Here is a 26,435-nt window from a genome sequence, read left to right as displayed (position 1 = left end):
GAGAGGGCACCCTCCCCGGCCGTTTGCTCGTCCGACCCTCCCGCAAGCGGGAAGGTGTTATCCAGATGTTTAAACCCAAAGACTCGTGTTTGCCAGCTTAACGCACGTCGGCTGATGACTCGCACCCGTATTTTCAGATGGAACTAAGCTCTCATCTGCATCACGATTATGGGGCGAAGCGATTGACGTCGACATATTGATATTGTCCGTCGTTCATTTCCGCGAGTTCTTTTAGGAACGTTCCTGGGGTGGGCGCAGGCTGACTGCCAAATTCGATCGCATGGATGGTCGTTCCGCTGCGCGTCGCCCGATCGGCGATTTGCTGAAGTTCCAAATGCGACAGCCGCGGAAGATGCGCATCGGTCAAAAAGAAGATCACATCGGGGGACATCCGCAGTGCCATTAATAAAGCGCTTTTATGTTTGGTGCCGCCAAAGGCTTGGATCGATTCAACATACCGTTCGGCTCGATCAACATTTGATTCGTTGCCTTCGACCAGAGCCAATGACATTCCGGCAAGCTGGAACGGCTTGGCATTTTCGTTGTAGAAAATGATTTGAAACTGCTGGTATTGTGACAGCGTGTTGAGACTGCGAACCAGTTCTTCTTTGGCACGGCGTAGTGGGCGCCCTCCGTACCCGTTCATGCTATCGCTGCGATCAAGTACGTAGACGAATCGCGATCCAGTTCCCGACACACCGAACAGTCTTGCGGTGGTTTCTTGACCTAGCTTGCCGACTGGTTTTCCGCCCGAGCTTTCTCCGACGGAATCGCCGTCCAGTGTCGTGTCGCCGGCGATTCCGGAACCGTTGACCGGTGCCGGGGTCGATTCCATGGCGGACAGCACTCCGGCCAAGTCGATCGGTGGCGATAGGTCGGCCGGAGGAGCCGCAGCCGCAGCGGCAGCCGACGTGGAGGCTTCGGATTGGTCGATCGCATCACTGGTCGGTGGTTCGACCGGTTCATAAACCTCTCGGTCGGGCAGCCGATGGACCATCGCGATGCCAATGTTCCGATCGGCGACGTCGCCCGTTCCGTTGGCCGGTGGGCGAATCAAGCTCACGATTGCGACCATGACAATCAAGTGAAATCCAAAAGACAGCAACAGCGGTGGTGCTTGCCTTGAGCGGATGCGATGGTAGGCATCTCGCGGCGCGCGACTGAAACGCGACGCCGGTGCATGGTCGCGTTTGGGTGGCGTCGGGGCTGATTCTGGTAGACGCGTCACGGAGGTTTAGTGTGTGGTTAAAGCAAAAACGTATGGGGCGATAGCCTCGAAATCCGCTCTGTCACGGATGCTTCCGGCGATTCGGAGTGCCCACCGAAACTCGCGTTAAGATCCGCTGCCAAGGGATCAGTCCGCAGCGGAAGCCGCCGAGGCTTTCGGAGGTTTTTGGCGAATTTTCCTACCCCAAAATCACATTGAAGCGAATCGTAAGACAAGGACCCCGGGGTTCCGGCAGGCAAAAAATCGGCGAGAAATCACCGCCCAGGCCAAATTGATGTGGTTCTCAGGCATCCCTCGGGAAACTACGTTATGCGATTCGATTGTCCCATTGTAACGTCAACCTTCGGGCAGCGAAAAACGCCGTGAACGAGTCGTGTTGTCGAAGCCAACGATTCCCGCCACGTGCAGCCAAGGCCGCCGGTTTCGGGGGCTACGTTATTTGCCAGCCCTTACCTGGAGCAATATTGTGAGCGAAGCTCGTTTCTTGTTTACAAGCGAATCTGTCAGCATGGGGCACCCTGATAAGCTCGCTGACCGGATTTCTGACGCCATCTTGGATGCACTGTTCGAGCAAGACCCGAAAAGCCGAGTTGCGTGCGAAACGATGGTTACGACCGGAGTCGCGATTATCGCCGGCGAAATTTCGACCGAAGCCAAGGTCAATTACGCTGACATCGTGCGTCAAACGATCAACGAAGTCGGCTACACCGACGATCACATGGGAATCTGTGGTGACACCTGTGCGGTCATGGTCACGCTGGACACCCAAAGTCCCGATATCGCTCAGGGTGTCGATAGTGACAGTGACAGCGGAAAAGACATTGGTGCCGGTGACCAAGGGTTGATGTTCGGTTACGCTTGCCGTGACACCCCCGAATTGATGCCGCTTCCGATCGCCCTTTCGCATCGCATCATCAACCGCATCACCGAAGCCCGGTTCAGCAAAGAAGTGTCTTGGTTGCGTCCGGACAACAAAAGTCAGGTGACAGTGGAGTACGAAGGCAACAAGCCAGTCCGTATCGACACCGTTGTCGTGAGTGCCCAGCATGATCCCGATGTCTCGAACGAAGAGATCAAGAAGTTCATCATCGACGAGGTGATCAAACCTTCGTTGCCAGCGGATTTGGACAAAGGCGACATCAAATATCACATCAATCCGACCGGTAAGTTCGTCGTCGGTGGGCCTCACGGTGATTGCGGATTGACTGGCCGAAAGATCATTGTCGACACATACGGTGGTTGGGGACGCCACGGCGGTGGCGCGTTCAGCGGCAAGGATCCAACAAAGGTTGACCGGAGTGCGGCTTACATGGCTCGCTACGTCGCTAAAAATATTGTCGCGGCAGGTCTGGCCGAGCGTTGTGAAGTTCAGCTTGCATACGCCATCGGCGTCAGTGAACCGGTCAGTGTGCATGTTGATACCGAAGGTACCGGGGCGATTCCCGATGCCAAATTGTGCGAGTTGGTTCGGGAGCACTTCCCGCTATCACCGGCCGGGATCATCGAGCATTTGAAGCTTCGTCGTCCCGTATTCAAGGCGACCACTTCGGGTGGCCACTTTGGACGCGAGGGTGACACGTTCACTTGGGAAGCGACCGACAAGGCTGATGCACTTGCCGCGGCAGCCGGCACCGCTAGCGCGGCTAGCTAGCGCCCCGTCTAGATTCCATTTTGGAGTTTGGATTTTCAGCCGAAGAGCGCTGGCCCGGTGATTACTCGGAAACTGCGGCTAGCGCCATTCGGCAGGCCAGGAATCGAACTGGATTGAAGCACTTGTCAGCGGCTTTCGGCTCCCATCCGTAGCGGAAGCCGCCGAGGCTTTCGGTAATGCTATGTCTGATCGATCTCGCCGAATGCCGACTCTCGCCCGGCCTGTCGAAAGCCGTGGTGGCTTAGTTAGGCTCGCTTGGTCATCCGACATTCACCTTAATCATGCAACTCTGCGAGCTTGGGATCAGTGGGTAGCGGGGCATCCGGTCGGCGACCTGCGTGGGCTGTTGGTCACCGGCGATCTCTCCGAAGCCGAGGATGTCTTCTTTCAGCTCGGTCGGATCGCCGAAACGTTTCCCTTGCCGATCTATTTCGTGCTTGGCAACCATGATTTCTATGGTTCGTCGATCGGGGCGGTGCGTCGGGTGGTGACTTCGATGTCTCGCAACCAGCCTCGGCTGGTTTACTTGACCGACAGCGCCCCAATCGAGCTTTCTGCTGGGCACTTTTTGGTCGGTGAAGACGGGTGGGGTGACGGAACGGTCGGTGATTATGTTGGTTCGCCGGTTCGGCTAAACGACTTCGCCCTGATCGAAGATTTCGCCGCGCAGCAGCCAGGCGAGTGGCTCGATCGGTTGATGCAATTGGGGCGCGAGTCGGCCGAGCGGCTCGGGAGTAAGCTGGAGGGATTGCCGGGGAACGCAAGAGTGGTTCACGTGGCGACCCATGTCCCGCCGTTTCGAGAGTCATGCTGGTACAACGGCCAGACGGCCGACGATAATTGGGCGCCATTTTTTGTCTGTGGCCAGTTTGGTGAGGTCTTGCTTGATTACGCGCGGGCGCACCCGGCGGTCGAATTGCAAGTGTATTGCGGGCACACGCATAGTCCCGGGGTCGCCAAGATGCTGGGCAACCTCACCGTCCATACCGCAGGGGCTGTTTATGGCGAGCCAAAGGTCGAGCGTTTGCTGGAATTGGGTTCGGCATAGGCAATCGTTTGCCCGTTTGTTTGGCCTGGGAGGTTATTTGGTCTGTCAGGCCGGGGAGTGTAACTGGGAAGGAGTGTTTCGTAGTGCGCAAACAAAAACCCTGCGTCGCGACGTCGCAACGCAGAGTCTTTGAGTGTACAACCGATCGGGAATACGAGCGATCGAGCGGAGGGGTAGGGTGAACTACTTGAGTTCGACCGAACCGCCTGCTTCTTCGATCTCGGCTTTGATTTTTTCGGCGTCTTCTTTGGAAACCGCTTCTTTGAGGGTCGCAGGAACGCCTTCGACCATCTTTTTGGCTTCCATCAGCGAAGCGCCGGTCAGGTTTTTGACGACCTTGACGACGTTCAGCTTCTTGTCGCCGAACCCGGTCAGGACGACGTCGAATTCGGTCTTTTCGGCTTCAGCTTCTGCTTCACCGCCACCGGCTGCACCACCGGCGACCATCACGGCTCCGCCAGCAGCTGGCTCGATGCCATGAACGTCTTTCAGGTAGTCGCTCAGTTCTTTGGCTTGCTTCAGGGTCAATTCGGCGATTTTGTCGCCCATCGATTTGGTATCGTCGCTGTATTCAGCAACTGCTGCACCTTCTTCACTCATGACAGGGTTTCCCTTGTTAAACGAATAATCGGTTGTAGGTAAACGTTAGGGTTCGGTATTGGCGAACTACTCGTCGCCTTCGCCTTCGCTGATCTTTTTCAGCTGGCTGTTGAGCATCTTTCCAGGGCCAAGCATCGCGGCAGACAGAGTCGCTCCTGGGCCAAGGATTTGGCCAACGAGGGTTGCGATTTGTTCTTCACGGCTGGGCCATTTGCTGACAGCTTTAACGCCATCGGCATCTAAACGCTCGCCATCCATGACGCCGCCTTGGGCGACGAAGTCGGCGTATTTCGTTTCATCTTTGTCCAGGCGGACGACTTCTTTGACCAGCGAGACAAAGTCATCGCCGCCAAAGCAAACGGCCAATTGGCCATTGGCGCCTTCGAAGGCGGGTGCCAGCGAGGTACCCTCGGTGGCACGGCGGGCGAGGGCCTTTTTCACGACGAAGATCGTGATATTTTTTTCGGCCAACTCACCGCGTAGTTCGTTCGTCGTGTTCGCGTCCATCCCCACGCAGCTGACCAGGACGGCGTCTTCAACGCCCTCCAACCGCCGCTTGATGTCGCGGGTCACGAGGTCTTTGACGTACTTACTCATCGAATCGATTCACGGAAACAAGGAGAGCGGAGACAGATCGACTAACAAGTCACACGTACACTGGGACTCATCGTTCCACAGATCGCCACACCTTTCATGTAGGTGCCTTTGACGTTCTGAGGCTTCAGGCTGTCGATAAACTGAATGAATGCGTTGATGTTGTCGACGAGCTTCGATTCGTCAAAGCTCATCTTGCCCACCATCGCATGGACGTTGCCGCCCTTGTCATTACGGAACTCGACTTTACCCGCCTTGTACTCCTGAACGACTTTACCGACGTCCGGGGTGACGGTGCCAGCACGCGGGCTGGGCATCAAACCACGGGGGCCGAGGACGCGTCCGAGAGGACCAACCAGACCCATCATGTCCGGGGCGGCGATGCAGACGTCGAAATCCGTCCAGCCGTCTTTGATCTTTTTGGCGAGGTCTTCTTGGCCAACTTCGTCAGCCCCAGCCTCTTCGGCTGCCTTGGCTGCGTCGCCTTTGGCGAAGACAACAATGCGTTGTTGCTTTCCGATCCCGTGCGGAAGCACCAGTGAACCTCGGACGATCTGATCGGCCTGGTTAGGATCGACACCCAGACGCAAGTGGATTTCAACCGTTTGGTCAAACTTGGTTGAATCGTACGTCTTCAGCGTCTTGACGGCTTCGTCAAGAGGCATCGGTGCAGATGGTTGTTTAGCGAGCGCGGCGCGATACCGCTTTGATTTTTTACCCATATGGTCACGAGCCTTGTTTAAAGGTCGGGTGGTGTTAGCAAAATCACCGGGCCCGAGAAAACGTCTCGGCGGCAAATTCTCCCACTTCCCTGGTCAGCAAAACTGGCAGCAACGTTTGCTGGTCAACCGGGCTGATCAACCAGGGAGCGAAGAATATGCGTTGACACTCCCCGAGCGTCAACGGCAATTTGCCTTTTTTTGCAATTTGCGCCCGGCTTTTGCTTGGCAACGTTCATGTTCTCTCTGCCCAGCAAGCTCCAAAAACGGCTGCCGAACTTTCCCCATCGGCGCAAAGCGATCGACCAGGTGACTGAAACTTTACAAGTCGAGGAGCAATTCCAGAACTCGCATCGCCGCTTCACGCTGGCGGGCGACGCGTTTTTTCTTCGCAAGATCCACTCGTAGGATTTTCGGCGATTCTCCACGGCGACAGAGGCCGACGAATACCAGTCCGTCAAATCCGTCGGGGGCATCGGGACCGAGGTGTCCCGTCACGGACGCCCCGAGTTCAGCCTGCGGCGTCCGCTGGAGTAATCCGGTCACCATCTGGTGCGCCACAGGAGGACTGACCGCTGTGTGTTCGGCCAATGTGTCTTCGGCGACGCCAAGCCAGGACTGCTTGGTCGCTTCCTGATAAACGACCATCGATCCGGCGAGGTTCGTCGATATCCCCGGAATCGTCGCTAGCGTCGCCGCGATCAAGCCGCCGGTGCAGCTTTCCGCCAATGCCAGCCGCTCGCCGCGGTCGGCGAGTTTTTGTGCCACGTGTTCGGCGATCGTTTCTAAGTCCATCGATGTATCTCGCTTGAGTTGGATCCGGTCGGCGCCGGGGTTGTCCGGTGGCGGCCGCTTGGTCGGTAGCACGCTTCCGCAATCAGCACAGGCAGACCCCGGGTGAGTACGTTTGACCGGAAGTCGGAAAAGTCTACGGCGATCGCCCCGCGGTGCCGTGTTATCGTGATGGGCGGTCGTTTGCCGAGGACCGCCTGACATTTTGTGCCGCGAATCATCTTCCACACCGATGAACCCCGCAACCGCTTCCAGCCATCTCGCCACAATCACCCCGGTTGATCAAGCCGGTTCGCGGGCATTGTCAATCGGTTTTACGGTGCTGAGCAATTTATTCCTCGTTGCATTGCCGACGACGATCGGGTTTGTCGGCGTGCTGATGCCTCTTTCCGTGGCGATCCGGCTTTGGAAGCCACTCGATCTGTCCTCCGCCTTGGCCGTGCTCGGAACGTCCACCGCACTGAGTTTCTTGTTGATCGTACTCTGGGTGACACGGTTTCCCGAGTGGCCGATGAATCGATGGTTGGATGCCAGGCTGCGGAAGCGTTGCCGGATCCGTTGCGGCCCAATGCGGGGAGAGAACGCGGACTGGATTTCTGACGCAGTCATGTGTGAATACGTTCGTCGCGTTGATATGCAGGCGACTCTATTTCCCAAATTTGAAACCGCGTCCGATCTGGTGCTTGTCACCGTGTCGGTCGGCGGTGTTTGTCTGGAAGGCGATCGCGCTCGCTATCAGTTTCCCGCTGCTTCGCTATTGGGCGCGACGGTGGAATCCTTGCGACTGCCGGGTTGTTTTCACCGTCTGCACTATATCTGTGTTGTCGCCAGAACGGTTGATGGAACCGAAGAGTTTCCGATCTCTCCGCGCGATTGCACCTTCGGGCGATTGTCTTCCAAGAAGCGACTTGAGGATGCAAGTCGGCTTGCCGAAGCGATCAATGAAGTCGCGACCGGTGCCGAGGATTCGATCGTCGATCCAGATTTTGAAGGGCGCGTTCAAACGTTCGTAGAGCGGTCACCCCGACCTCATGCGGTCGATGAATCGATCAATCCCTACGCTGCCCCACGTTCCTGAAGTGATGGACGAAATTGCTAGTGCGGCTCAGCCGCAAGGCGTTAGCCACGGTTGATCGGAGAATTGATCGCTGGTCACGTAACCGGTGCTAACGCACGCCGGCTCATGGGTGGGAAGGGTCTATCAGCCGCATGGCGTTAGCCACGGTTGATCGGAGAATTGATCGCTGTTCGCGCAACCGGTGCTAACGCACGTCGGCTCATGGGTGGGAAGGGTTTATCAGCCGCATGGCGTTAGCCACGGTTGATTCAAGTCAGCGGACGCGAGCATTCGTCGGCTGGTCAATCACGACTGATGTTCCGATGGGAATAAAACACTAGCCGCGATGTGTATCCAGAGGAGTCGTCGAGTTTGACTGATCGAAAATCCATCGCACTATCAATCCATCGCACTATCCATGGCCATTCGACTTACTCGGGATAGTTTAGGCGGTGTTTGTTCTGTTCGTAGAACTTGGTGATGTCCAGCGATTGGCGGCGTTCTTCTTCCATCAGTTGGATTCGTGCTTCGAGCCGCTCGATACGTCGCGCCATCTGTGGAATCAATTCATTTGTTTCGTCGATGGGTGTCGGCTTGGGGACGGCCGGATAACCGAGGTGGCGTTGTAACGCGCTAAAGAGATAGAGAGGGTCTTTGCGGCGGTTGGCGAAGGCGATGCGGCCTTCCTTTTCACCAAACAGGAAGGGGCCCTTACCGGTTTCCTCTTTGCCCGCCTTCTCGAGTCGGCGGAGGTAGTCATCGCTGGCGAGGAAAACGAGATCGGCGAAATCGATCAAACCAATCTCGGCTCGCAGCTTCAGTATCCAACTGCTCCACGTCGAATCATAAGACGGGTCGCTGCTGATTGCGGTCAGTCCGAGATCGTAGCTGAGCCGGTTGCGACAGAGAACTTCGAATTGATAGAAGAACATTCCTGCCGGTGTGGTCCCGGCAACTCGATACTCCGCTTCGGACTGCATCACTTTGAACGCCGTGTTCATCATGAAGCGACCGGTGTCGAGTTCGCTTTGGTCGATCAGGAAAGTCTGAAAGGGAGTGAAGTAGTGTGACAATTGGTGCATCGCGGGGCCGAGTAACCCCGAATGGCGTACCTCGGTCAGTAGGTACTCCATTGCCATCGGCAGCCGCGTCGTCGCGAGGATTTCGTGCCGCAATTGTTCCAGCAAGTCTTGAATCGGGAACCCTTCACCGGCCTGCTCATGAAGCAATTCAAACAGGTGTGCCTGCTCGACATACTCTTCTTGATCAAGCATCGGAGCGCGGGTAACGGTTCCGCGGCGGGAGCGATATGGGTTCGGTTGGCGTCGCATAGAAACAGGGTAACACTCAAGACAGTCAATTGGCCAGCCTGAAGCAGTGGATTAGGCAGCGCAGTGGATAGGGCAGCGTCGAGCAGTCAATTGACGGGCATCGAGGAGGGGACAGGCCACACGCGGTGCCCGCGAGCATGGTAACTTGAGGTGAGCGTCATCCAGAAGGCAATCGTAGTTCATTTACCCGAGGGTTATTGGATGTCCGAAGGCGAGCCGAATCCGTATCACGTTAGCTCGGAAGCCACCGACAAGGCTGTCACGCCGGTCCTGAAATCCAGCCTCAATTTTCCTGGTCGGTTTTACTCGATCCTAGGAATCTCGTTCGGTGGCGGAGTGTTGATGTTGCTCTCGATTCTGCTGCTAAGAGGTCGCGGAGACTCTGCGATCGGCGCGTATCTGTTTATCTGGGCGGCAAGTTGTGCATTGATCGCGGCGATTCTGCCTGGATCGCCGCTCCGCAGAGCACTTCGTGCGTTGTTGGGGTGTGTATTGGCGATCCCCTTTTTTGCGTTGTTCGTGACCGTTTGCGCGGCCGTCACCATCACGACGGTCTCGCTGACGAACTTCAATTCCGTCGGGTTTGGTTTGGGGACCGTCGTAGCCAACATGATCGTACTCTCGGTCTTTGCCGTTTTGATCCGAGCGATCGCCCGACGGACTTATGGCCAGTCCGATGGCTACCTCGTTGACGTCGAATCAGGTACGCAGGAGGCGACTTCGTATGCCGTTTCCGCGGACAGGCCCGGCTCGAATCCTTTTAGTCAGGAATCCAATGAGACCAAGTGAGCCTTCGTCCGCTTCGATCGACACCCCATCAGATGTCCACAATCAACCCGCGGTCCCTGGTGGTTCTCGCCCAGATTACAGTTCTTATCCAGATGCCAGGCCACGTGCGTCGCATGTGATGGTCGGCTCGACCGAGTCACTTTGTCCGGAGTGCATGGAAGTCGTTTCGGCGAAGATTATTGTGCGCGGCAAACGCGTCTATTTTCGAAAACGCTGCCCCGAACACGGCGTGCGTGAAGACTTCGTTTGCAGCGACGTCCAGTGGTGGGATCGCGGAGAAGGCCATACCGCGTCGGTGTTGCCACTGGTACGTGGGACGTCGGCGAACAAAGGCTGCCCCCACGATTGCGGATTGTGTGAGGAACACGAGCAGCACACCTGCATCGGCTTGGTCGAACTGACAGACCGTTGTAATTTGACTTGTCCGATGTGCTTTGCCGGAAGCAGTCCGGCTGGGAGTGATCATTCCTTCGCCGACATTGTCGCGTGCTTGGATCGCTTGGTCGAATGCGAGGGACGCGCCGAGGTCTGTCAACTTTCCGGTGGTGAGTCAACGTTGCATCCCGAGTTCGAGCGTGTGGTCGAGGAGGCGCTTGCCAGGCCGATCGATTATGTGATGATCAATACCAACGGTGTTCGCTTTTCGAAAGACGCGGAATTGGTTCAGCGTTTGTCGCGTCATCGTGATCGCTTGGAAATCTATCTGCAGTACGACGGCAGCGATGCTAAGACTGCGACAAGGTTACGCGGCGATGTCTCAGGCACGCAGTTGATTGAACAAAAGCGTCGCGCCCTCGATCGGCTTGAAGATGCCGGATTAAACGTGACCCTGGTCGCCACGCTGGTTTCACCACTCCCCGCCGGCTTCTATGAGACGTTGCTCGCCGACGCTTTGTCACGCTCTAACGTCACCGGGCTTAGCTTGCAGCCGGCAACCTATAGTGGCCGACATCTAAGCCCCGACGACTTGGAACACCGTGTGACGTTTCCCGATGTCATCGTCGGATTGGCTGACGCGTCAGGCGGCATGTTTCATCCTCATGACTTTGCCCCATTGCCGTGTGCGCACCCCAATTGTCATCAAATTATGTTAGCCGCTCGTGACGGGCGTTCGATCATCCCGTTATCCGATGCCGCACCGATCGCTGACAACCTGGATCTGCTCGCCGGTGGGATCAGTTTTACGCCGGAGAAAGCCAAAGACTTGGTTCGCGTGTTCTTATCGCGGGCCAGTCACTGCGGAAGCGATTGTGATTGTGGAGATGCGGTGATGACGTTCGGCGACCTCGATCAATCTACGGTGTCGCCTGCTTCGGCACGTGACGAAAAGCTGCAACGTTTCTTTGCCAAGGTGCTGCGTGGCAAGGCTTCGGCGCGGGACATGTTTCGAATCACGATCACCAGCTTTCTGGACGCCTACAATTTTGACGTGCGTCAATTGATGAAATGCTGCACTCACCATGTTTTACCAAGCGGTCACGTGGTTCCTTTCTGTGCATACAACACGCTCTACCGACCCGGACATCTTAAGTTGCCACCGATCAAGGGCGAGGGCTAAAGTTCCTTCGGCCTTCGGAATTAGGATTGCCCGAAGGGCGTTCATCACGGTTTTCGAGCACCATCAGCCGCGAGCGTTCGTCGGCTGAATCGCCGAATCCGAACGCTCAATCGAGACGGAGTACCGGTGTGTTACCGCACTGGTGTATCGCTTCAAATCAAAATTGAGACATGTTTTGGCGTGAAAACGGCTTTTCTCCGGTCAATATCGACAAATTGATCTATGCATGGCGTGCATGGATGGCATCACGGCAATGCATTGGATGTCTGGTTCCTAGGCTCCTACAGTACCACGGCAGCGAGGGCGTCGAGTCCACCGAGTGATCTGTGCTAGGAAAGATCGTGACGGGGCTTGCGGCGTCTGAAGTGAAAACCACCCTTCCCCCGGAGACGAAAATGAATCGAATGATCATGGCCTTGGCATCCGCCCCCAAGCCCAGACGTGCCGCGGCTCCCCTTCGAAAACTTGCGATCACCACCTCTTGTGTTGCCGCAAGTTGCCTGGCGGTGTCCGCCAGCACACAAGCGTTCAGTCAGGACGCAGCGACATCGGCGCATGCTGAGTCCCACGGATCCAATTCCTCGGCGGCGCAGTGTCCTGTGGTCGGCGGAGTTCATCAGTATGCGCCCGCGGGGGCTCGGCACACTGCCGCAGGTTCGATGGGCAATGGAGATTGGTGGCCAAGCCAACTGAATCTGAATGTGTTGCATCAGAATTCGGTGAAGGGCAATCCTCTCGGCCCCGATTTTGATTACGCCGAAGAGTTCGGCAAGCTGGATTTGAACGAGTTAAAAAAGGACGTCGAGAAGTTGATGACGACGTCGCAAGATTGGTGGCCGGCGGATTATGGACACTATGGTCCGCTGTTTATCCGTATGGCTTGGCATAGCGCCGGAACGTACCGGGTGACCGATGGCCGCGGCGGAGCAGGCTACGGAACCCAGCGATTCGCGCCTCTGAACAGTTGGCCCGACAACGCGAACTTGGACAAAGCACGCCGGTTGCTTTGGCCGATTAAGCAGAAGTACGGCAACAAGATTTCTTGGGCTGACTTGATGGTCTTTGCCGGTAACTGCGCGCTAGAGTCAATGGGGTTTGAAACCATGGGCTTTGCCGGCGGCCGAGAAGATGTGTGGGAACCGCAACAAGACATCTACTGGGGACCGGAAAGCGAGTGGTTGGGCGGTAAACGTTATGACAGCGAGAACGACAATCTAGAAAACCCACTCGCCGCGACCCAGATGGGATTGATTTACGTCAACCCAGAAGGACCTAAAGGTAAACCAGATCCAATGGCCGCGGCCGAAGCGATTCGCAAAACGTTTGGTCGAATGGCAATGAACGACGAAGAGACCGTCGCGTTGATCGCCGGTGGACACACCTTCGGTAAAGCCCACGGAGCGGCGGGGCCAGACGGAAATGTTGGCGCCGAGCCCGAAGCCGCTGGATTGGAAACGCAGGGCTTGGGATGGATCAGTACGTATGGAAAGGGGAATGCTGAGGACACGATCACCAGTGGCCTCGAAGGTGCCTGGACTTCGACACCGGCCGAATGGTCACACGACTACTTTGACAACTTGTTTACGTTTGAGTGGGAGTTGACCAAGAGTCCTGCCGGTGCTCATCAATGGAAGCCAAAAGATCCGGCGGCGGAAAACTTGGTCCCGGACGCGCATGTTGATGGGAAGACCCATGCACCGATGATGTTCACGACCGACTTGGCTCTGAAGATGGATCCGGCCTATCGCGAAATCTCGAAACGGTTCCACGAGCATCCCGAGGAATTTGAGAAAGCGTTTGCAAAAGCTTGGTACAAGCTGACTCACCGTGACATGGGGCCGGCATCGAGAAGTCTTGGTCCCTGGGCGGCTGAGCCTCAAATCTGGCAAGACCCGATTCCTGAGGTCGACCACGAGTTAATCAACGAAGCGGATATCGCTGGCCTGAAAGGCGAGCTTTTGAACTCCGGTTTGTCGGTCTCGCAATTAGTCTCGACCGCCTGGGCGTCGGCATCCACGTTCCGAGGCAGCGACAAACGTGGCGGAGCCAACGGGGCACGAATTCGATTGGCACCGCAAAAAGATTGGGCCGTCAACCAGCCCGAGGTATTGCAGAGAGTCCTCGCCAAACTGGAGGCGATCCAACAAACATTTAACGAGTCACAGCAAGGCAACAAGAAGGTCTCGCTCGCGGACTTGATCGTTTTGGGCGGATGCGCGGCGATCGAGCAGGCCGCAAAAGACGCCGGCCACGACATTGAGGTACCGTTTCAGCCTGGGCGAACCGATGCGACCGCGGAAATGACTGACGCAGAATCTTTTGATGTGCTTGAACCAAAGGCAGACGGCTTTCGAAACTTCCTGGGGCATCATCAAGACCGTCCCGCGGAAGAGATGTTGGTCGATCGTGCCCAATTATTGACGTTATCCGCTCCAGAAATGACAGCCCTCGTCGGCGGGATGCGAGTGTTGGGAACCAACGTAGGATACCCTGACTTGGGAGTGTTTACCGAGACTCCCGGAAAACTGAATAACGCGTTCTTCGTCAATTTGCTGGACATGAACACCGAGTGGAAAAAGTCGCCGGTGTGCGAGCACTTCTTCCAAGGCCGGGATCGTGAAACAGGGGACGTAAAATGGACCGCCAGCGCAGTCGATTTGGTCTTCGGATCCAACTCGCAGTTGCGAGCCATCTCGGAGGTTTATGCGAGTCAAGGAGGCGAGCAAAAGTTCGTCGACGACTTTGTCGCCGCTTGGGACAAGGTTATGAATCTGGATCGATTCGACCTTCGCTAGTGAAGCTCGGACACGACTGATCCAACGCAACCGCGAGTCCTTTCTATCGGGCTCGCGGTTTTTTTATAGGAGGGACCTCACTACTATCACTGTCTGGCTGGTGCTTCGTTAGCGTTAAAAGAGAGGTTTAGCCGAATGGCGTTCGCCACGGTTTCTGAGCAATGACCACTGGAAACGCCCATTGACTAATTGGGGCACTCCAACGCCCTAACGCTTTTTTCGCTGTGCTTCGTACGAATTAGCTCTTAAATAGTCTTCGAAATTCCAGTTCCATTGCTCATCAAACTCTTCTCTAAACCTTTCTCGCCAATCTTCTTCCTCCAGGTTAGGGATCACTGATCGTTCTTTGGTTTCTTTCCAGCAAAATCGACCTACTAGATCGGTTACCTTCCCTCGATTCTTGATTGCAGATCTTTTGAATTCCACAGGCAACCAGATGCGGTCTCCACCGACTTCCAGCTTCTTCCACTCAATTCTTTGCGTCGATTGCGTAGGACGTTCACCGTTGCTGCCCGATTCTGGAAGCCCGAGCCGGTCAATCCTAACTGGAAGCCAGCCTTGTGATGGGTCGAACCATATCTTGACCACCAATTTATTCACTTGCCAGTCCGATTCGATGCAACCCTTTTCGGCAGGCTTCTGTTCTATAAAGGTATACCATTGATCAATATGGCTCCCAAACCGTCGGTTGATTCGCCGAAAGGAAAAGTCAGTATCTTGAGCCAAAACGAAAAAGAACGGGTCAAACTCTGGCAGGAATCTCTTCGTTTTTGACTCCTTCGGATCAATATTGATATTCTCTACCGTCTGATCTTTAAATGGACCGGTAGGTATGCCAATACGTCTCGCTCTCGTCAGTCCTCTGATAAGTGTTTGATCCCAGGTTCTACGAGCAAATTCACCATCACGTGAGTTCGCAATTCCGAATGCCACGTATTTTGTGTTTGGCTCCTCGGAAAACAGGTAAATGGTGTCGCTGTCAATGAACCCCTTGTCATCCAGGACGACGTTGAGCATTCGCAGAGTTACCGCATACGAACTCGGCAACTTCTCACGATAAGCAATCGCATCCTTCAGCAGTTTTTCTGCATCTGGCGGGCTCTGTTTGTTGTCATCTGCTTTTACGAATTGGGCGAAAGCAAAAGCTGCCAAGATGATGGTTAAGCCGCGCATTTAATTACCTCATTCCAGATTAGGACGTCCGCACATTACGGAGATGGTGCCCGACCATGAAGATTGGCAGGTTGCTTGTCACAACTTTGCCAAATATGACTGTGCAGAAGGAGTCCATGCAAGTCCGATGAATGATGGTTGGAGTCATTCTCGGAGTATGTTTGCCATTTGGGTCCGTGTCCAAATTCGCGAGGTGTGTAACGTGGATTTCCGGAATCAAGATTGGACTTCTCTTCGGATGAGACATGAACGTCTGAATTGGGAAAGTCAGACCGGCCGCCCACATGATCGGAATCGCAGTGTGTTAGGACAATGTCAGTTACACGGGACGCGTCGATACCGCGCGATCGAAGTTGTTGGATCGCTGTCACGTTGGGGGAAAACTTGAGCCCGGCTGCGTCGATGGCTTCGGCACCGATACGTTGTTCTGGATTGGCAACATCGTGCATTCCAATGCCGGTGTCGATCAGGACAACACCGGAATTAGCCTGAACCACCAAGCAATGGCACGATGCGGTCGGTAGCGGCGGTTTGTGCAACCAACCAAAATTTAAGTGATCGATTTGCATGATTTCTTAATGGCATAACGAAAGCGGTCCTTCGGTGCATCGTCTGATTCGACGATTTCTAATCTGTATCCTCAGGAGACACAGGCGTGGCTAAACGCTGTTTTTCCTCAAGCAGCATCAGCTCCACCTTAAGCCGGCCCGCAGTGGCCATCGCCAGGTTGTCAGTGCGCCCAGCCCCAGTCTCCATCGTAATACGGGCGTAGTCTTCACGCTTAATGGCGTGCCCCAGCATTTTTTCGAGTGCTGCATCGCGTTCTTCTTGGCTGACTGCAGCCGCCAATTCCGCCTCCGCCAATTCAACGTTCGCTTCCGCAAGCGGTGTGATACTATCTATTCCTTGCAAGTACCGACCTTCAAGAATGCTAACGACGCGACGCATTGCGTCTCGATATTCGATTCGCTTCTGGATAATTTCCGGCGATGGTTCCAGATCCCGTGACTGACCCGAACTTTTGGCGACACTACTGTCTGTCAATGACTCGGTAATGTCACTCTCTGTCGCACACCCGAGTAGGCACGAGACGAGTGTCACGGTTACTAGGACAGGGAATTGGTTCATGGTTACATTCGGGTAACGAGGGGGATAGTAGGTAATGTTTCATGACCAGTTGATAATACATGATTTGCGCTAATCGACCCGGCTAAGTCGGCCTTTTCCACCATTATCCCTCGAAGATCTGCTTGTGACGATCCGATCACCCCGCCTTGATGAGAAAACGCCCGGTGAGGCGACAATTGAATGCCCCAATTTCTTGAACCAGATGTTGGGTATGTGAACTTTAGTAAATAAAGACGGGGGAATCGGAGTGCTACTGGAGCGAGGTCGTAAGCCGAACGACACCAGTGCCGCGAAACGCAAACTCCGATGCAGTTAGATTGCCAACTGAACAAATTGCCAACTGAACTGTACAGACGTCGTGTGCTATGGTTCTTTCGCACAAGCTACCGCTTTGTTCCTGTTCGGTTTTAGGGCAAGCCGCACAGCGTTAGCTGCGGTTCCGGTACGGTAAGCGTGGCATCACTTGTCGGCTGAAAACTCGCAATCGAGTTCTCAGTTGAAACGGAGCATCCACGAGTCTCTTAGCAAACCGAATCGACACGGGGATTCGACTGGTGACCCACAACCGGTGCCGTGATTGGACTTGGCGAGATCGAGTTTTTAGGAACACTCACAGAATCTCATCGCACGCCGATCCGACGATGTTGACTTATGAGTGAACTCTTACCCCATCGAGACTTCTGAAGAGTCCTGCGCCGACCGACGCTGACCATCGACCGTTTCTGCAATGCGTTTACAAAATCATTGGTCGCAGTCAATCGACTTGGTCGGCCAACGAGATTCCCCATCAAGATGGACACGACCGAATAGCCGCTTGCGATTTGCGGGTTGGTGCGTCAATAGAGGTACCACGGCGTTCGCCAGCTGTATTCGCACAGCGGATTCCCATTTGCCTCCCAGCTTAGAAGCAGCACCCCCGGCAGGATTCGAACCTGCGACACCAGCTTTAGGAAAGCTGTGCTCTATCCCCTGAGCTACGGGGGCGAATCCGTGATTCGTTTCACGTTTAATTTGAAGTTGCGAAGCGGTTGTTGCTGTACGGCGGCGGTGACGATGGCCGAAGGCTACCGCTTGTTTTCAAGCCAAACAAACCACGTTGAAACATCGCGCCGTGTTCCAATTCGCAAAACACAGTTTTACCAACGCGCCGGTTCAACGAAAAGCTGGCAGGCAATTTCTTCTGCCGTCGTCAACAAAACGTTCAATTGAATCTCGGGTCATCCGCCCTTTATTTGCCACGATTTTCCAGCAATTCTTTGGGCGAAAGCTCGACGACTGGTCGATCGGCCCGAGACGTTGGTCTCGACAATCCGTCGACTTAGATTAGATCTCGAATCAAACCCTATCCGCGAGTGTTTCGGGCGACACCGCACGGTAGGAACAGGCGAGCCGCTTCCCGGACGCCGGCATGTTCCCATGCAGCCTCTTTCCTGTCATGGTCTGTCGGGCTCCACTGCACGGCATCGGCACTCCAGACATGGTGGCTGACACGCTGGCAGATCGGTGTCAAGATGATTACAGACGTCCCCGAGTTTTACCTTCTACACCCGTTCCCCCCTGCCATATCCTTTGAACTCTGATAGCCTCCCGACGCTGTCCCCAGATGCGGACCTTGGACGCACTTTCTCACGATGCTGGGCGATCGGTTTGCTCGGCTTGATTGGTGTGACCTATCCGCTTTGGATTCCCAGTGAGTTGACTCTCACGACATTTCCTTCGATTGGCTTGGTAAAACTCCCCACTCAGGCCCAAGTTCTAAGCAGTCTTGTTGGCGCGTTGTTTGTGCTGATTGGACTGGTGTGCAACGCGCTGCGACCGGGCACGGATTGGCGCTGGGGATTGGTTTCTCTGGGGTTCGGACTGCTTGTGATCGTCGATCAGCATCGCTTGCAGCCCTGGTGTTACCAAGCGATCGTTTACGGTTGTCTGTTGGCCAGTCTGCCGTGGCGAGAAGCTCGCCGTTGGGTAAGCGTGATCACGGCAAGCATCTATCTCTACAGTGCGGCCGGTAAGTTAGACTACCAGTTTGTTCATACGGTTGGCCGCGAAATCGTCTCGCAACCTCTCGGGCTTTTTCTGGACAACCCGGCAGCGCACGCGACCCAACTTGCGGTCATGCTACCGATCTCTGAATTGATGATTGGGGCCATGTTGCTGGTTCCGTTCACACGGCGGGTCGGCGGAATCGCCGCAATGGTGATGCACGCGACGCTCTTTGTCTTGCTTGGCCCGTGGGCACTGAATCACAGCTTTGGCGTGTTGGGATGGAATCTCGTGCTCGCATTCCAGGCTTGGTTGCTGTTCGTCAAGAGCCCGGGGCAGGGATCGGCATCTTCGACGAACCCAGCGCCCGATCAAACGCCTGCCGGCTTTGTCTGGAAAAGCATTCCATATGGAACACGCGTGTTTGCCTGTCTGATTCTGGTCGCACCGATTACGGAACGAGTCGGAATCTGGGACCACTGGACGTCATGGTCACTGTACTCGCCTCACACCAGTCGTGCGATCATTGAGGTCCATCAGTCGGCATTGCAGAAGCTTCCGGCTTCGGTCCGCGACCACCTGCAAGACACTGAGGGTGATCAGTGGTATCGGTTGAAACTCGAACCCTGGTCGTTCGAGTCTCGTTTGGTTCCCATTTATCCGCAAGCGAGGTATCAGCTTGCGATTGCCGATGTATTAGCAGCAACCTATGAGCTTCAACAAGCAATTCGCGTTGAGTTGCGATCGACGTCTGATCGTTGGACTGGGAAACGGCAGTCGACGTATTTGATCGGGACAAGCGAAGTCGGGAAAGCGAGGGCGGAATATTGGTTGCCGCTGCGAAAGCGTTGATCTGTTCGTAGGCAGAGAGGCTATCCAAGTCGTCTTGTGTTGCGCGAAAGTAGCGATAGCGGCCGCGGTTTTTTCGCAGTCAAGGGCGACTAGAGCTTCGTTTCATTTGAAGCTACGGGTCCGAGTCTTCAGCCGGTGGGCGTTCGCCCCGGTGGTTGCACCGAAAACGTGGCTAACGGAATGCGGCTAATCCTAAAGTCGAGTTGGAACGAAGCACGAAGGTCAGATCGACAAGCCCTCGGCGGCTTCCGCTACGGGGGAGTCTTAATTTGAACGGAAGCGAAGCGTTAACCGGCGACGGCTGTCACGGCTAAATGCGAGTTGCGGGCCGTTTGCCACTGGGCATCACTCGCCGAGAACGTCCACTTGCGAAGCAATTCGCGTTCAACCAATCGGGCCACCATTTCTGACACCGTGGCGGCATCGAGATGTTTCATAATCGCCGCCCGGCGACGTTCGACCGTTCGGTCCGATACGTTCAGTTCACGCGCGATGTCGCGATTCATTTTTCCTTCCATGATCAATTCAGCGACTTCACGTTCTTGTGGACTGAGTTGTCGTGCGGCACGATCCAAGGTGTGTAAACGCATCATCAACTGTCGATGCGATTCAACACTCTCGGTGACGTCCCGGGCGATGTTGTGACGTCGCACTATCGGGCCGCCGGGACGCTCACAAACTCCGACCGTGTTGACCGCCAGGATGCGACGGCTGCCGTGACGGTCAAAAACGCTTCGCAGCGCGTGAATCGTTCGACCGCCGCTGAGGTCCGCTCGTTGGCATTCCTCGACGTCATCATTCAGCGGATCATCTCCGACTAAGAAATCACTGTAGGACGCACCGGGAAGGGTCGCGGGGTTATAACCGAGGACTCTTTCCACCGACGGGCTGACATAAGTGACTTCGGTTAGCCCACGATTTGAAAAGAAAAAGTAGGGCTCAATGAAATCCGTTACTTGCGGTAGATCCAATGGCGAGACGCTTTGCACCGATCAAATCTCCAGATGGTTCGTGACTAGGTAACAGACACAATAGTTTGGCTATGGTCGCTGCCTATGGTTTTCCTAGGAACTGACCGCCAACCCCTTCCGAGGGACGGAATGTCGCAGGCTCAGCCGGGCGATGCTCCTTCCGTAGATTAAGCGAGATCGACAAAGAGAAGCCGCACTCCGATCATGACCGCCAATTTGGCATCGCTGGAATACACCACAGCTGGCGTGCAACGCAATTACGGTGCCATCACTTAAAAATGACACATTTGCCTTGGCGATGGTTCGACGAATTGCGTCTTTCGCTAAGCAAATTGTGTTTGCATCGCCGCTAGGAACGCATCGAGTTGATCGGCAGGAAGGTCGTTGATTCCCGCAGCGGCTTGACGTCCGCCGCCGGTCGGGAATTGGCGGCAAAGCTCGTCTGCTCCCGATTTTGTCTGCAGCGGAGCCCGGACACTAACTAAGTATCCGCCGCCGGGAAGTTGGCTGGCGAGTGCATGTGCCCGGGCGGGATTCAATCGGGCGAGTTGATTGCTGTAGACGCCGCTGACTCGCCGAGAAAATGATTCGCAAGGAAATACGAATGCGGCACAGGAGTCGGTTTCCAACACGGGTTCGACGGATTCCGCCCGCTTCATGTCGTCTTCAAAGCCATCGGCCAAGGTCTCGAACGCGGCATCCGTTTCAATAAACTCGAATGGGTCGCTATAAGGTTCGACCTTTTGATAAAGCTGGTCGGGCGGGAAGTACAGATCGTCAATCGTGCTTCCGTAGCCGTTGTAGTTCATCAGCGTTCCGAGTCGTTCCAGTTTGGCGAGTTGTTCGTCGGACAGCCCCAACGGTTCGGCAGCGGCTCGCGCGGCGTCGTGAAGGTTGTCTCCGAACAACGCCGTCACCGCCCACGGCAGAAACGCGTCCTTTAAATACCGGCTAACTAGCAAGCCGGTGCAGACATCTCCGGCGGTATCGATGTGGGCTTCCAAGCGATCGGACTGGGGGATCTCGCCTGCGAAGTGATGGTCAAAATATTGAACGCTTGCCCCCTCGCCGAGAACACGCCCCAGTTCGTCACGGTTCTTGTCGAGTGAAACATCGAGCACCGTCACACGATCACCCGGTTTAGCGGCAATCCGCCGAACGAGATTGATGTCACGTTTGACTCCGGTGATCAGTTCCGACTGCCGAGGTTCGGCCAAGCGGAGTTGGTGGAGGGCGCAAATGCCATCGGCGTCACCATTGAAAACATCGAAGTCGGTCATGCGATCTGTGCGAGAAAGACGGGAAGAAAACGTCCAAGCCCCGACCGGAAAGCTTAAGCGACGAACCCACTTCCTGAAACAGCCCACCCGGTAACGATCAACGAGACCGTGTCACTAAGCCAATAGATCTTTGACGACATGGCCGTGCACGTCGGTCAAACGGAAGTCACGTCCTTGAAATCGGTACGTCAATCGTTCGTGATCGAATCCCAATTGATGCAAAATCGTCGCTTGCAAATCATGAACGTGCACCGGGTTCTCTGCCACGCTGAAACCGAGTTCATCGGAACGTCCGTATTCGTACCCCGGTTTGATTCCGCCCCCGGCCATCCACATGGTGAATGCATCGGGATAGTGGTCGCGTCCCAAAATTTTGCTTTTCGCGGTTCGGCCTTCGCGAAACGGCGTACGTCCGAACTCACCTCCCCAAACGACCAGCGTATCGTCGAGCAGTCCACGGCGTTTCAAGTCTTTGATTAACGCCGCGACGGGTCGGTCCATTGACGCACACTTCTTCGTCAAGCCATCGGTCAGCCCGGTGTCGGCACCGGTCCCATGAAAGTCCCAACCCCAGTCGAATAGCTGGACGAATCGGACACCGGATTCGACCAGACGCCGCGCAAGCAGACAGTTGTTTGCCAAGCTGGATTCGCCTGGTTTGGCACCGTATTCATCCAGGATCGTCTGAGGTTCCGCCGAGATATCCATTACCTCTGGAACCGACGTTTGCATCCGAAACGCGAGTTCGTACTGCGCGATCCGCGTTAGCGTTTCGGGGTGACCCATCTGGTCGATCTGTAATCGATTCAAATCTGCGAGGGCGTCGAGTGTTGATCGTCGAACGTCTCGTGGCATCCCCACGGGATCAGACGAATAGAGGACCGGATCGCCTTTGGATCGGCATTGGACGCCTTGATAGACCGATGGTAAGAAACCGCTACCGAACGAGTTTTTTCCGCCGTTGGGTTGAACCCCACTTGAGATTAACACGACGAAACCGGGCAGGTTTTCATTTTCGCTTCCTAGCCCATAGGTCACCCAAGAACCCATCGAGGGGCGTCCGCTTCGCGGCGAACCGGTGTAGACCAAAAGTTCGGCCGGTGCGTGGTTGAATTGGTCGGTGTAGACCGAATGCACCATGCACATCTCATCGGCGATCGAATGAAAGTGTGGGACCGCATCGGACATCCACATTCCCGCGTCGCCGACCTGTTTCCATTGACGAGGTGATCCCATCAGTTTCGGCGTCCCGCTGGTGAACGCGAACTCGCGGCCGGCCAAAAATTCATCGGGACATTCTTGGTCGCTACGCTTGATCAATTCAGGTTTGTAATCGAACAGATCAAGGTTTGGCGGCGATCCAGTCATGTGCAAGTAGATCACACGCTTCGCCTTGGCCGCAAAGTGTGGCAAGCGTGGGGCGAGCGGATTGTCGACCGCCGGGGTCTGGCCGACGTTTTGGGCATCGGTATTTAGGTCGCCCGCGGTACCCACCGCAGACGTGTCCTGGGCGAGCAATGACGAGAGGGCGATCGATCCCAACCCGGTGGTCGATTGGCGAAAGAAGTGCCGTCGAGTTTGAGTTTGTATTTGTCGGAGCAATGGATTCATGACGTCGTCTTCCTTACCGTTTCATCAACAATTCGTCCAGGTTTAGCATCACGTTGCCGACCACCGTCCAGGTCGCGTATTCGGCGGCATCGGCGTCCTTTGGCAGTGGCCCCAGTGGTTCGGTTGCCATTTGAATCGCGGCATCATGATCGCTTTGATAACGTTGCCATACATGGTTGACCAAGTCCAGCAAGCGACTGATTTCGGCATCTGTCGGCTTGCGAATCAATGTTTGCTCGAACAGCCACTCGATCCGCTGGCGTGGATCGGTCGAGGCCTTCAGGCAGCGACGTGCGAGTGACTGGGCGGCTTCAACGTAAACAGGATCATTCAACGTCACGAGTGCTTGCAGCGGCGTGTTTGTACGAATCCGCCGAACGGTGCAAACTTCGCGATTAGGCGCATCGAATTGAGCCATCGACGGATAAGGGTTGCTACGACGCCAGGTGGTATACAGTCCACGCCGAAAACGATCTTCGCCCTGACTGGTCTGCCAGTCCGTGGCCGAACCAAAGGCAGCCTTCAGGCCCATCGCCGGTTGGGGTGGCTTGGCAGGCGGCCCGGAAACTTTGTTGACGAGCAGTCCACTGACGAACAGGGCTTGGTCTCGAACCATTTCTGCAGAGATCCTGAATCGTGGTCCCCTCGCGAGCCAACGATTGGCCGGGTCAATCGCGACCGCTTCGGACGTCGTCATGCTGCTTTGCCGATACGTCTCACTCATCACGATCTGTTTCAGCAGCCGTTTAATGTCCCAGCCATTTTCGATTAAATCGACGGCTAACCAGTCGAGTAACATCGGGTGGGATGGCAGCTCGCCTTGCGAACCGAACTCCTCGCTCGTTTCCACCAAACCGATCCCAAATAGCTGTTCCCAGTGTCGGTTGACGATCACGCGGGCGGTGAGCGGGTTTTCGGGAGCCACCAGCCATTTGGCCAGATCCAACCGTGTCGGACGCCCTTCGGTTTCCAATTCATGAAAGACATCCGGCACCCCCACGTCAACGGTTTGTCCGGTCGTTTGATAGTTTCCGCGGATTTGAATCTTTGTCGTTCGGCGTTTGGATTCCGGCAACTCTCGCATCACCGGGACCGTAGTGATTGGCTTCAATTTTGCCAGTTCGCCGCGAGCTTGTTGAAGCTGCTTTCTGATCGGAGCAAGCGAAGGAGCGATCGATCGAAAGTACTCGCGAAGCTGATCGGTTTCTTCGTCCGAGCGTCGGTCGATCGCTGTTGAGGCGATCTGTCGAACGTTGGCCGGTAGTTTAATCCAAGAAGCGGCATTGGCATCGCGTGAGGCAGTCAAGCGGAACACGTCGAGCAAGTGCTTGGCGTACTTTGACTGTTGTTTAAGCGTCACTCGCAGCGTGCCGGGTTGGTCACCGAAGCGAGTACTAAGCAACAGTTCAAGCTGATGCTCCTTCGACATCTTTGGTGAAATCGCCCAGCCACGATTCGCGTCGACCTTGTCGCCGATCGCGGAGGCTGCCGGGAACCCTTTTTGTTCGAAATCGGCGTTGGCGAACGAAAACGTGATCGGCAAGGCCGTGCCTGCCGACTCCTCACCGGGGGTCCATGTGGCGGTGATTTGAGAGAGGACGAAGTTGGACGTTTGCTTCGGCGAAATCTCTAACCGCAGTGCCGTTAGATCGCCTCGTTCGACGGGAATCGTCAACTCGTAGTCATCTTTGTCCGGTTTATCGCCATTCGCGTTCATCCATCCGTCGTCGTCGACATCGATCATCCGTGACGACTCGACGTGGCTAGGTTTTAGTGGGGTCCACTCGGTGGGCTCGACAACCGTATCGGTCCAGGCGGCGAACTCTGATTCGAAATCGGGCGAGTCTTGGGCGTAGTCTGATTCGAGCTGAGTGATGGTATCGACAAGCGTTTGCTTTCTCGTCTTCGCCGCTTCGGTCCAGAGTTCAATCGTCGGGCTTTCATCACGACGATCCGCGTCGGCGGTACTGTTGAAGAACGCGAAGAACTTGAAGTACTCTTCGTGCGTGATTGGATCGTACTTATGCGTATGACATTGGGCACAAGCCATGGTTGTTCCCATCCAAACCGCCATCGTCGTGTTGACTCGGTCGACTACGGCAACGTTCCGAAATTCTTCGTCGTTGGTTCCACCCTCGTTGTTGGTCAACGTATTTCGATGAAATGCGGTGGCAATCAGCTGACGCTCGGTGGGGTTTTCGAGCAGGTCGCCGGCGATCTGTTCGACCGTAAATTGATCAAAGGGAAGGTTCGCGTTAATCGCATCGACGACATAATCGCGGTAAGCCCAGATGGTTCGCGGAGGATCGTCGGCGTAACCGGCCGAGTCTGCGTAGCGGGCCAGATCCAACCAGACGCGGGCCCAACGCTCGCCGAAGGCAGGGGTGGCAAGGAGCTGATCGACATAGTTTTCGTATGCGTGGACGCTGGTGTCGCGGGCAAACGCCTCGGCTTGCTCCCAGGTCGGTGGCAACCCGGTCAAGTCGAGCGCGGCGCGTCGAGCGATCGCGAATCGGTCGGCCCGGGGCGAAGGATGCAATCCCTTCTGTTCCATCATCGCTAACGTGAAGTAGTCGATCGCCGAAGCGGCCCATTCTTGATGCTCGACTTGAGGAAGTTTCGGACGTTTCGGAGCGCGATAAGACCAGTGGACGTCGTATTCGGCACCTTCTGAGATCCAACGACGAATCAGTTCTTTTTCGGTCTCGGTGAGGGGACTTCCTTTGTCGGCTGGCGGCATCACCATGTCTGAATCATCGGTCGTGATCCGCAACAGCATTTCGCTTTCGTCGGGATCACCCGGGACCACCGCCGCGTAACCGCCAAGGTCTTCGCGGGCCCCTTCGGCAGTGTCCAATCGCAGCCCTGCGGCACGTTCTTCTTCGTCGGGGCCGTGACAGGTCACGCATTTTCCGAACAGGATCGGCCGGATGTCACGATTGAAATCCAGCGAATCATTGGCGACGGCGGTGTCGGCGCGGACCGAGCCGATCAAGACTGAGTCGACAAAGACGGGGGCCGGGCAGAAGGCCCAGACGGCGACCATCGCGATGGCGAGGGTGACAGCGAAACGTGGCATTGTCATCGGGGCGGAAGGATTAAGGTGGGCACCGCACGATGCGTCCCTGCGAATCCGTCAAAGGGACACGGTGATCGAACGCTGCGAACGATCGAGTCGCGAGCGTCATTATTGCGGTGGGAGCGTCGTTCGCTCCGCGCTTCATCATAACCGAACGCCGGCGTTTCTCGAACGTTTTTCTTGGGACAGACGCCGT

At 55.6% G+C, this 26,435-nt stretch carries 20 protein-coding genes and 1 tRNA gene; 7 read left to right on the top strand and 14 right to left on the bottom strand.

The annotated features are described in order from the left end of the window. Positions 1 to 166 precede the first annotated feature (166 nt). Complete coding sequence (locus FYC48_RS21115) at positions 167 to 1,228, bottom strand: vWA domain-containing protein (RefSeq protein WP_149498778.1); 1,062 nt, start codon at positions 1,226 to 1,228, stop codon at positions 167 to 169. Between the two features lie 466 nt (positions 1,229 to 1,694). On the opposite strand from FYC48_RS21115, the gene metK reads away from it, so the two are divergent. Both metK and FYC48_RS21105 read left to right on the top strand, forming a co-directional pair. After that, positions 1,695 to 2,879 carry a methionine adenosyltransferase gene (metK, locus tag FYC48_RS21110; protein ID WP_200836664.1) on the top strand — a complete coding sequence of 395 codons (1,185 nt, stop codon included), beginning with the start codon at positions 1,695 to 1,697 and terminating at the stop codon, positions 2,877 to 2,879. 202 nt (positions 2,880 to 3,081) lie between these two features. Beyond that, the gene (locus FYC48_RS21105; protein WP_149498777.1) at positions 3,082 to 3,927 is read left to right on the top strand and encodes a metallophosphoesterase family protein; all 846 of its coding nucleotides are present in this window, start codon (positions 3,082 to 3,084) and stop codon (positions 3,925 to 3,927) included. Positions 3,928 to 4,110: 183 nt separating this feature from the next. Here the strand turns inward: FYC48_RS21105 and rplL are convergent, their stop codons facing one another. From rplL to FYC48_RS21085, 4 genes are all read right to left on the bottom strand, one after another. Beyond that, a complete protein-coding gene (gene rplL / locus FYC48_RS21100; protein WP_149498776.1) occupies positions 4,111 to 4,527 on the bottom strand; it encodes a 50S ribosomal protein L7/L12 in 417 nt (138 codons plus the stop codon). Between the two features lie 66 nt (positions 4,528 to 4,593). Then, entirely contained in the window at positions 4,594 to 5,124 is a 531-nt protein-coding gene (rplJ, locus tag FYC48_RS21095; RefSeq protein ID WP_149498775.1) for a 50S ribosomal protein L10, read from the bottom strand. A gap of 41 nt (positions 5,125 to 5,165) precedes the next feature. Continuing rightward, positions 5,166 to 5,843: a 50S ribosomal protein L1 gene (gene rplA, locus FYC48_RS21090; protein ID WP_149498774.1), complete on the bottom strand. Its 678-nt coding sequence runs from the start codon at positions 5,841 to 5,843 to the stop codon at positions 5,166 to 5,168. Between the two features lie 318 nt (positions 5,844 to 6,161). Beyond that, entirely contained in the window at positions 6,162 to 6,707 is a 546-nt protein-coding gene (locus tag FYC48_RS21085; RefSeq protein ID WP_160149681.1) for a CinA family protein, read from the bottom strand. Between the two features lie 157 nt (positions 6,708 to 6,864). Here FYC48_RS21085 and FYC48_RS21080 point away from each other — a divergent pair, with 157 nt between their 5' ends. Then, positions 6,865 to 7,710, top strand: coding sequence for a hypothetical protein (locus FYC48_RS21080; RefSeq protein WP_149498772.1), 846 nt, complete (start codon positions 6,865 to 6,867; stop codon positions 7,708 to 7,710). A gap of 410 nt (positions 7,711 to 8,120) precedes the next feature. Here the strand turns inward: FYC48_RS21080 and FYC48_RS21075 are convergent, their stop codons facing one another. Further along, a complete protein-coding gene (locus FYC48_RS21075) occupies positions 8,121 to 8,963 on the bottom strand; it encodes a hypothetical protein (protein ID WP_149498771.1) in 843 nt (280 codons plus the stop codon). 258 nt (positions 8,964 to 9,221) lie between these two features. Here FYC48_RS21075 and FYC48_RS21070 point away from each other — a divergent pair, with 258 nt between their 5' ends. The 3 genes from FYC48_RS21070 to katG all read left to right on the top strand — a co-directional run bounded on the left by FYC48_RS21070 (position 9,222) and on the right by katG (position 14,162). Then, a complete protein-coding gene (locus tag FYC48_RS21070) occupies positions 9,222 to 9,809 on the top strand; it encodes a hypothetical protein (protein WP_160149680.1) in 588 nt (195 codons plus the stop codon). Beyond that, positions 9,796 to 11,367, top strand: coding sequence for a radical SAM protein (locus FYC48_RS21065; RefSeq protein ID WP_235034350.1), 1,572 nt, complete (start codon positions 9,796 to 9,798; stop codon positions 11,365 to 11,367). The genes FYC48_RS21070 and FYC48_RS21065 overlap by 14 nt, the downstream gene beginning before the upstream one ends. A 395-nt stretch (positions 11,368 to 11,762) precedes the next feature. Next, positions 11,763 to 14,162 carry a catalase/peroxidase HPI gene (gene katG / locus FYC48_RS21060; protein ID WP_149498769.1) on the top strand — a complete coding sequence of 800 codons (2,400 nt, stop codon included), beginning with the start codon at positions 11,763 to 11,765 and terminating at the stop codon, positions 14,160 to 14,162. 207 nt (positions 14,163 to 14,369) lie between these two features. Here the strand turns inward: katG and FYC48_RS21055 are convergent, their stop codons facing one another. The 4 genes from FYC48_RS21055 to FYC48_RS21040 all read right to left on the bottom strand — a co-directional run bounded on the left by FYC48_RS21055 (position 14,370) and on the right by FYC48_RS21040 (position 17,447). Next, entirely contained in the window at positions 14,370 to 15,335 is a 966-nt protein-coding gene (locus tag FYC48_RS21055) for a hypothetical protein (RefSeq protein ID WP_149498768.1), read from the bottom strand. A gap of 35 nt (positions 15,336 to 15,370) precedes the next feature. After that, positions 15,371 to 15,904, bottom strand: coding sequence for an MBL fold metallo-hydrolase (locus FYC48_RS21050; RefSeq protein WP_149498767.1), 534 nt, complete (start codon positions 15,902 to 15,904; stop codon positions 15,371 to 15,373). A gap of 58 nt (positions 15,905 to 15,962) precedes the next feature. Then, on the bottom strand, positions 15,963 to 16,463 hold the full coding sequence (locus FYC48_RS21045; protein ID WP_149498766.1) for a hypothetical protein: 501 nt from the start codon (positions 16,461 to 16,463) through the stop codon (positions 15,963 to 15,965). A gap of 911 nt (positions 16,464 to 17,374) precedes the next feature. Beyond that, a tRNA-Arg gene (locus FYC48_RS21040) sits at positions 17,375 to 17,447 on the bottom strand. Between the two features lie 585 nt (positions 17,448 to 18,032). Between FYC48_RS21040 and FYC48_RS21035 the strand changes: the two genes are divergently transcribed. Continuing rightward, positions 18,033 to 19,298 carry a MauE/DoxX family redox-associated membrane protein gene (locus FYC48_RS21035; RefSeq protein ID WP_160149679.1) on the top strand — a complete coding sequence of 422 codons (1,266 nt, stop codon included), beginning with the start codon at positions 18,033 to 18,035 and terminating at the stop codon, positions 19,296 to 19,298. 287 nt (positions 19,299 to 19,585) lie between these two features. On the opposite strand, the gene FYC48_RS21030 is transcribed toward FYC48_RS21035, so the two are convergent. The 4 genes from FYC48_RS21030 to FYC48_RS21015 form a co-directional block, all read right to left on the bottom strand. After that, entirely contained in the window at positions 19,586 to 20,287 is a 702-nt protein-coding gene (locus FYC48_RS21030) for a LuxR C-terminal-related transcriptional regulator (RefSeq protein ID WP_149498764.1), read from the bottom strand. A 305-nt stretch (positions 20,288 to 20,592) separates the two neighbouring features. Further along, positions 20,593 to 21,549, bottom strand: a complete 957-nt coding sequence (locus tag FYC48_RS21025) for an acetyltransferase (RefSeq protein ID WP_149498763.1) — start codon at positions 21,547 to 21,549, stop codon at positions 20,593 to 20,595. Between the two features lie 114 nt (positions 21,550 to 21,663). Next, positions 21,664 to 23,160: a DUF1501 domain-containing protein gene (locus tag FYC48_RS21020; protein WP_149498762.1), complete on the bottom strand. Its 1,497-nt coding sequence runs from the start codon at positions 23,158 to 23,160 to the stop codon at positions 21,664 to 21,666. A gap of 13 nt (positions 23,161 to 23,173) precedes the next feature. Continuing rightward, positions 23,174 to 26,239: a PSD1 and planctomycete cytochrome C domain-containing protein gene (locus FYC48_RS21015; protein WP_160149678.1), complete on the bottom strand. Its 3,066-nt coding sequence runs from the start codon at positions 26,237 to 26,239 to the stop codon at positions 23,174 to 23,176. Positions 26,240 to 26,435: the final 196 nt, after the last annotated feature.

The sequence above is a fragment of the Roseiconus lacunae genome, from assembly GCF_008312935.1.
In the GTDB taxonomy this organism is placed as follows: domain Bacteria; phylum Planctomycetota; class Planctomycetia; order Pirellulales; family Pirellulaceae; genus Stieleria; species Stieleria lacunae.
This window is presented reverse-complemented; position numbering and strand designations above follow the sequence as displayed.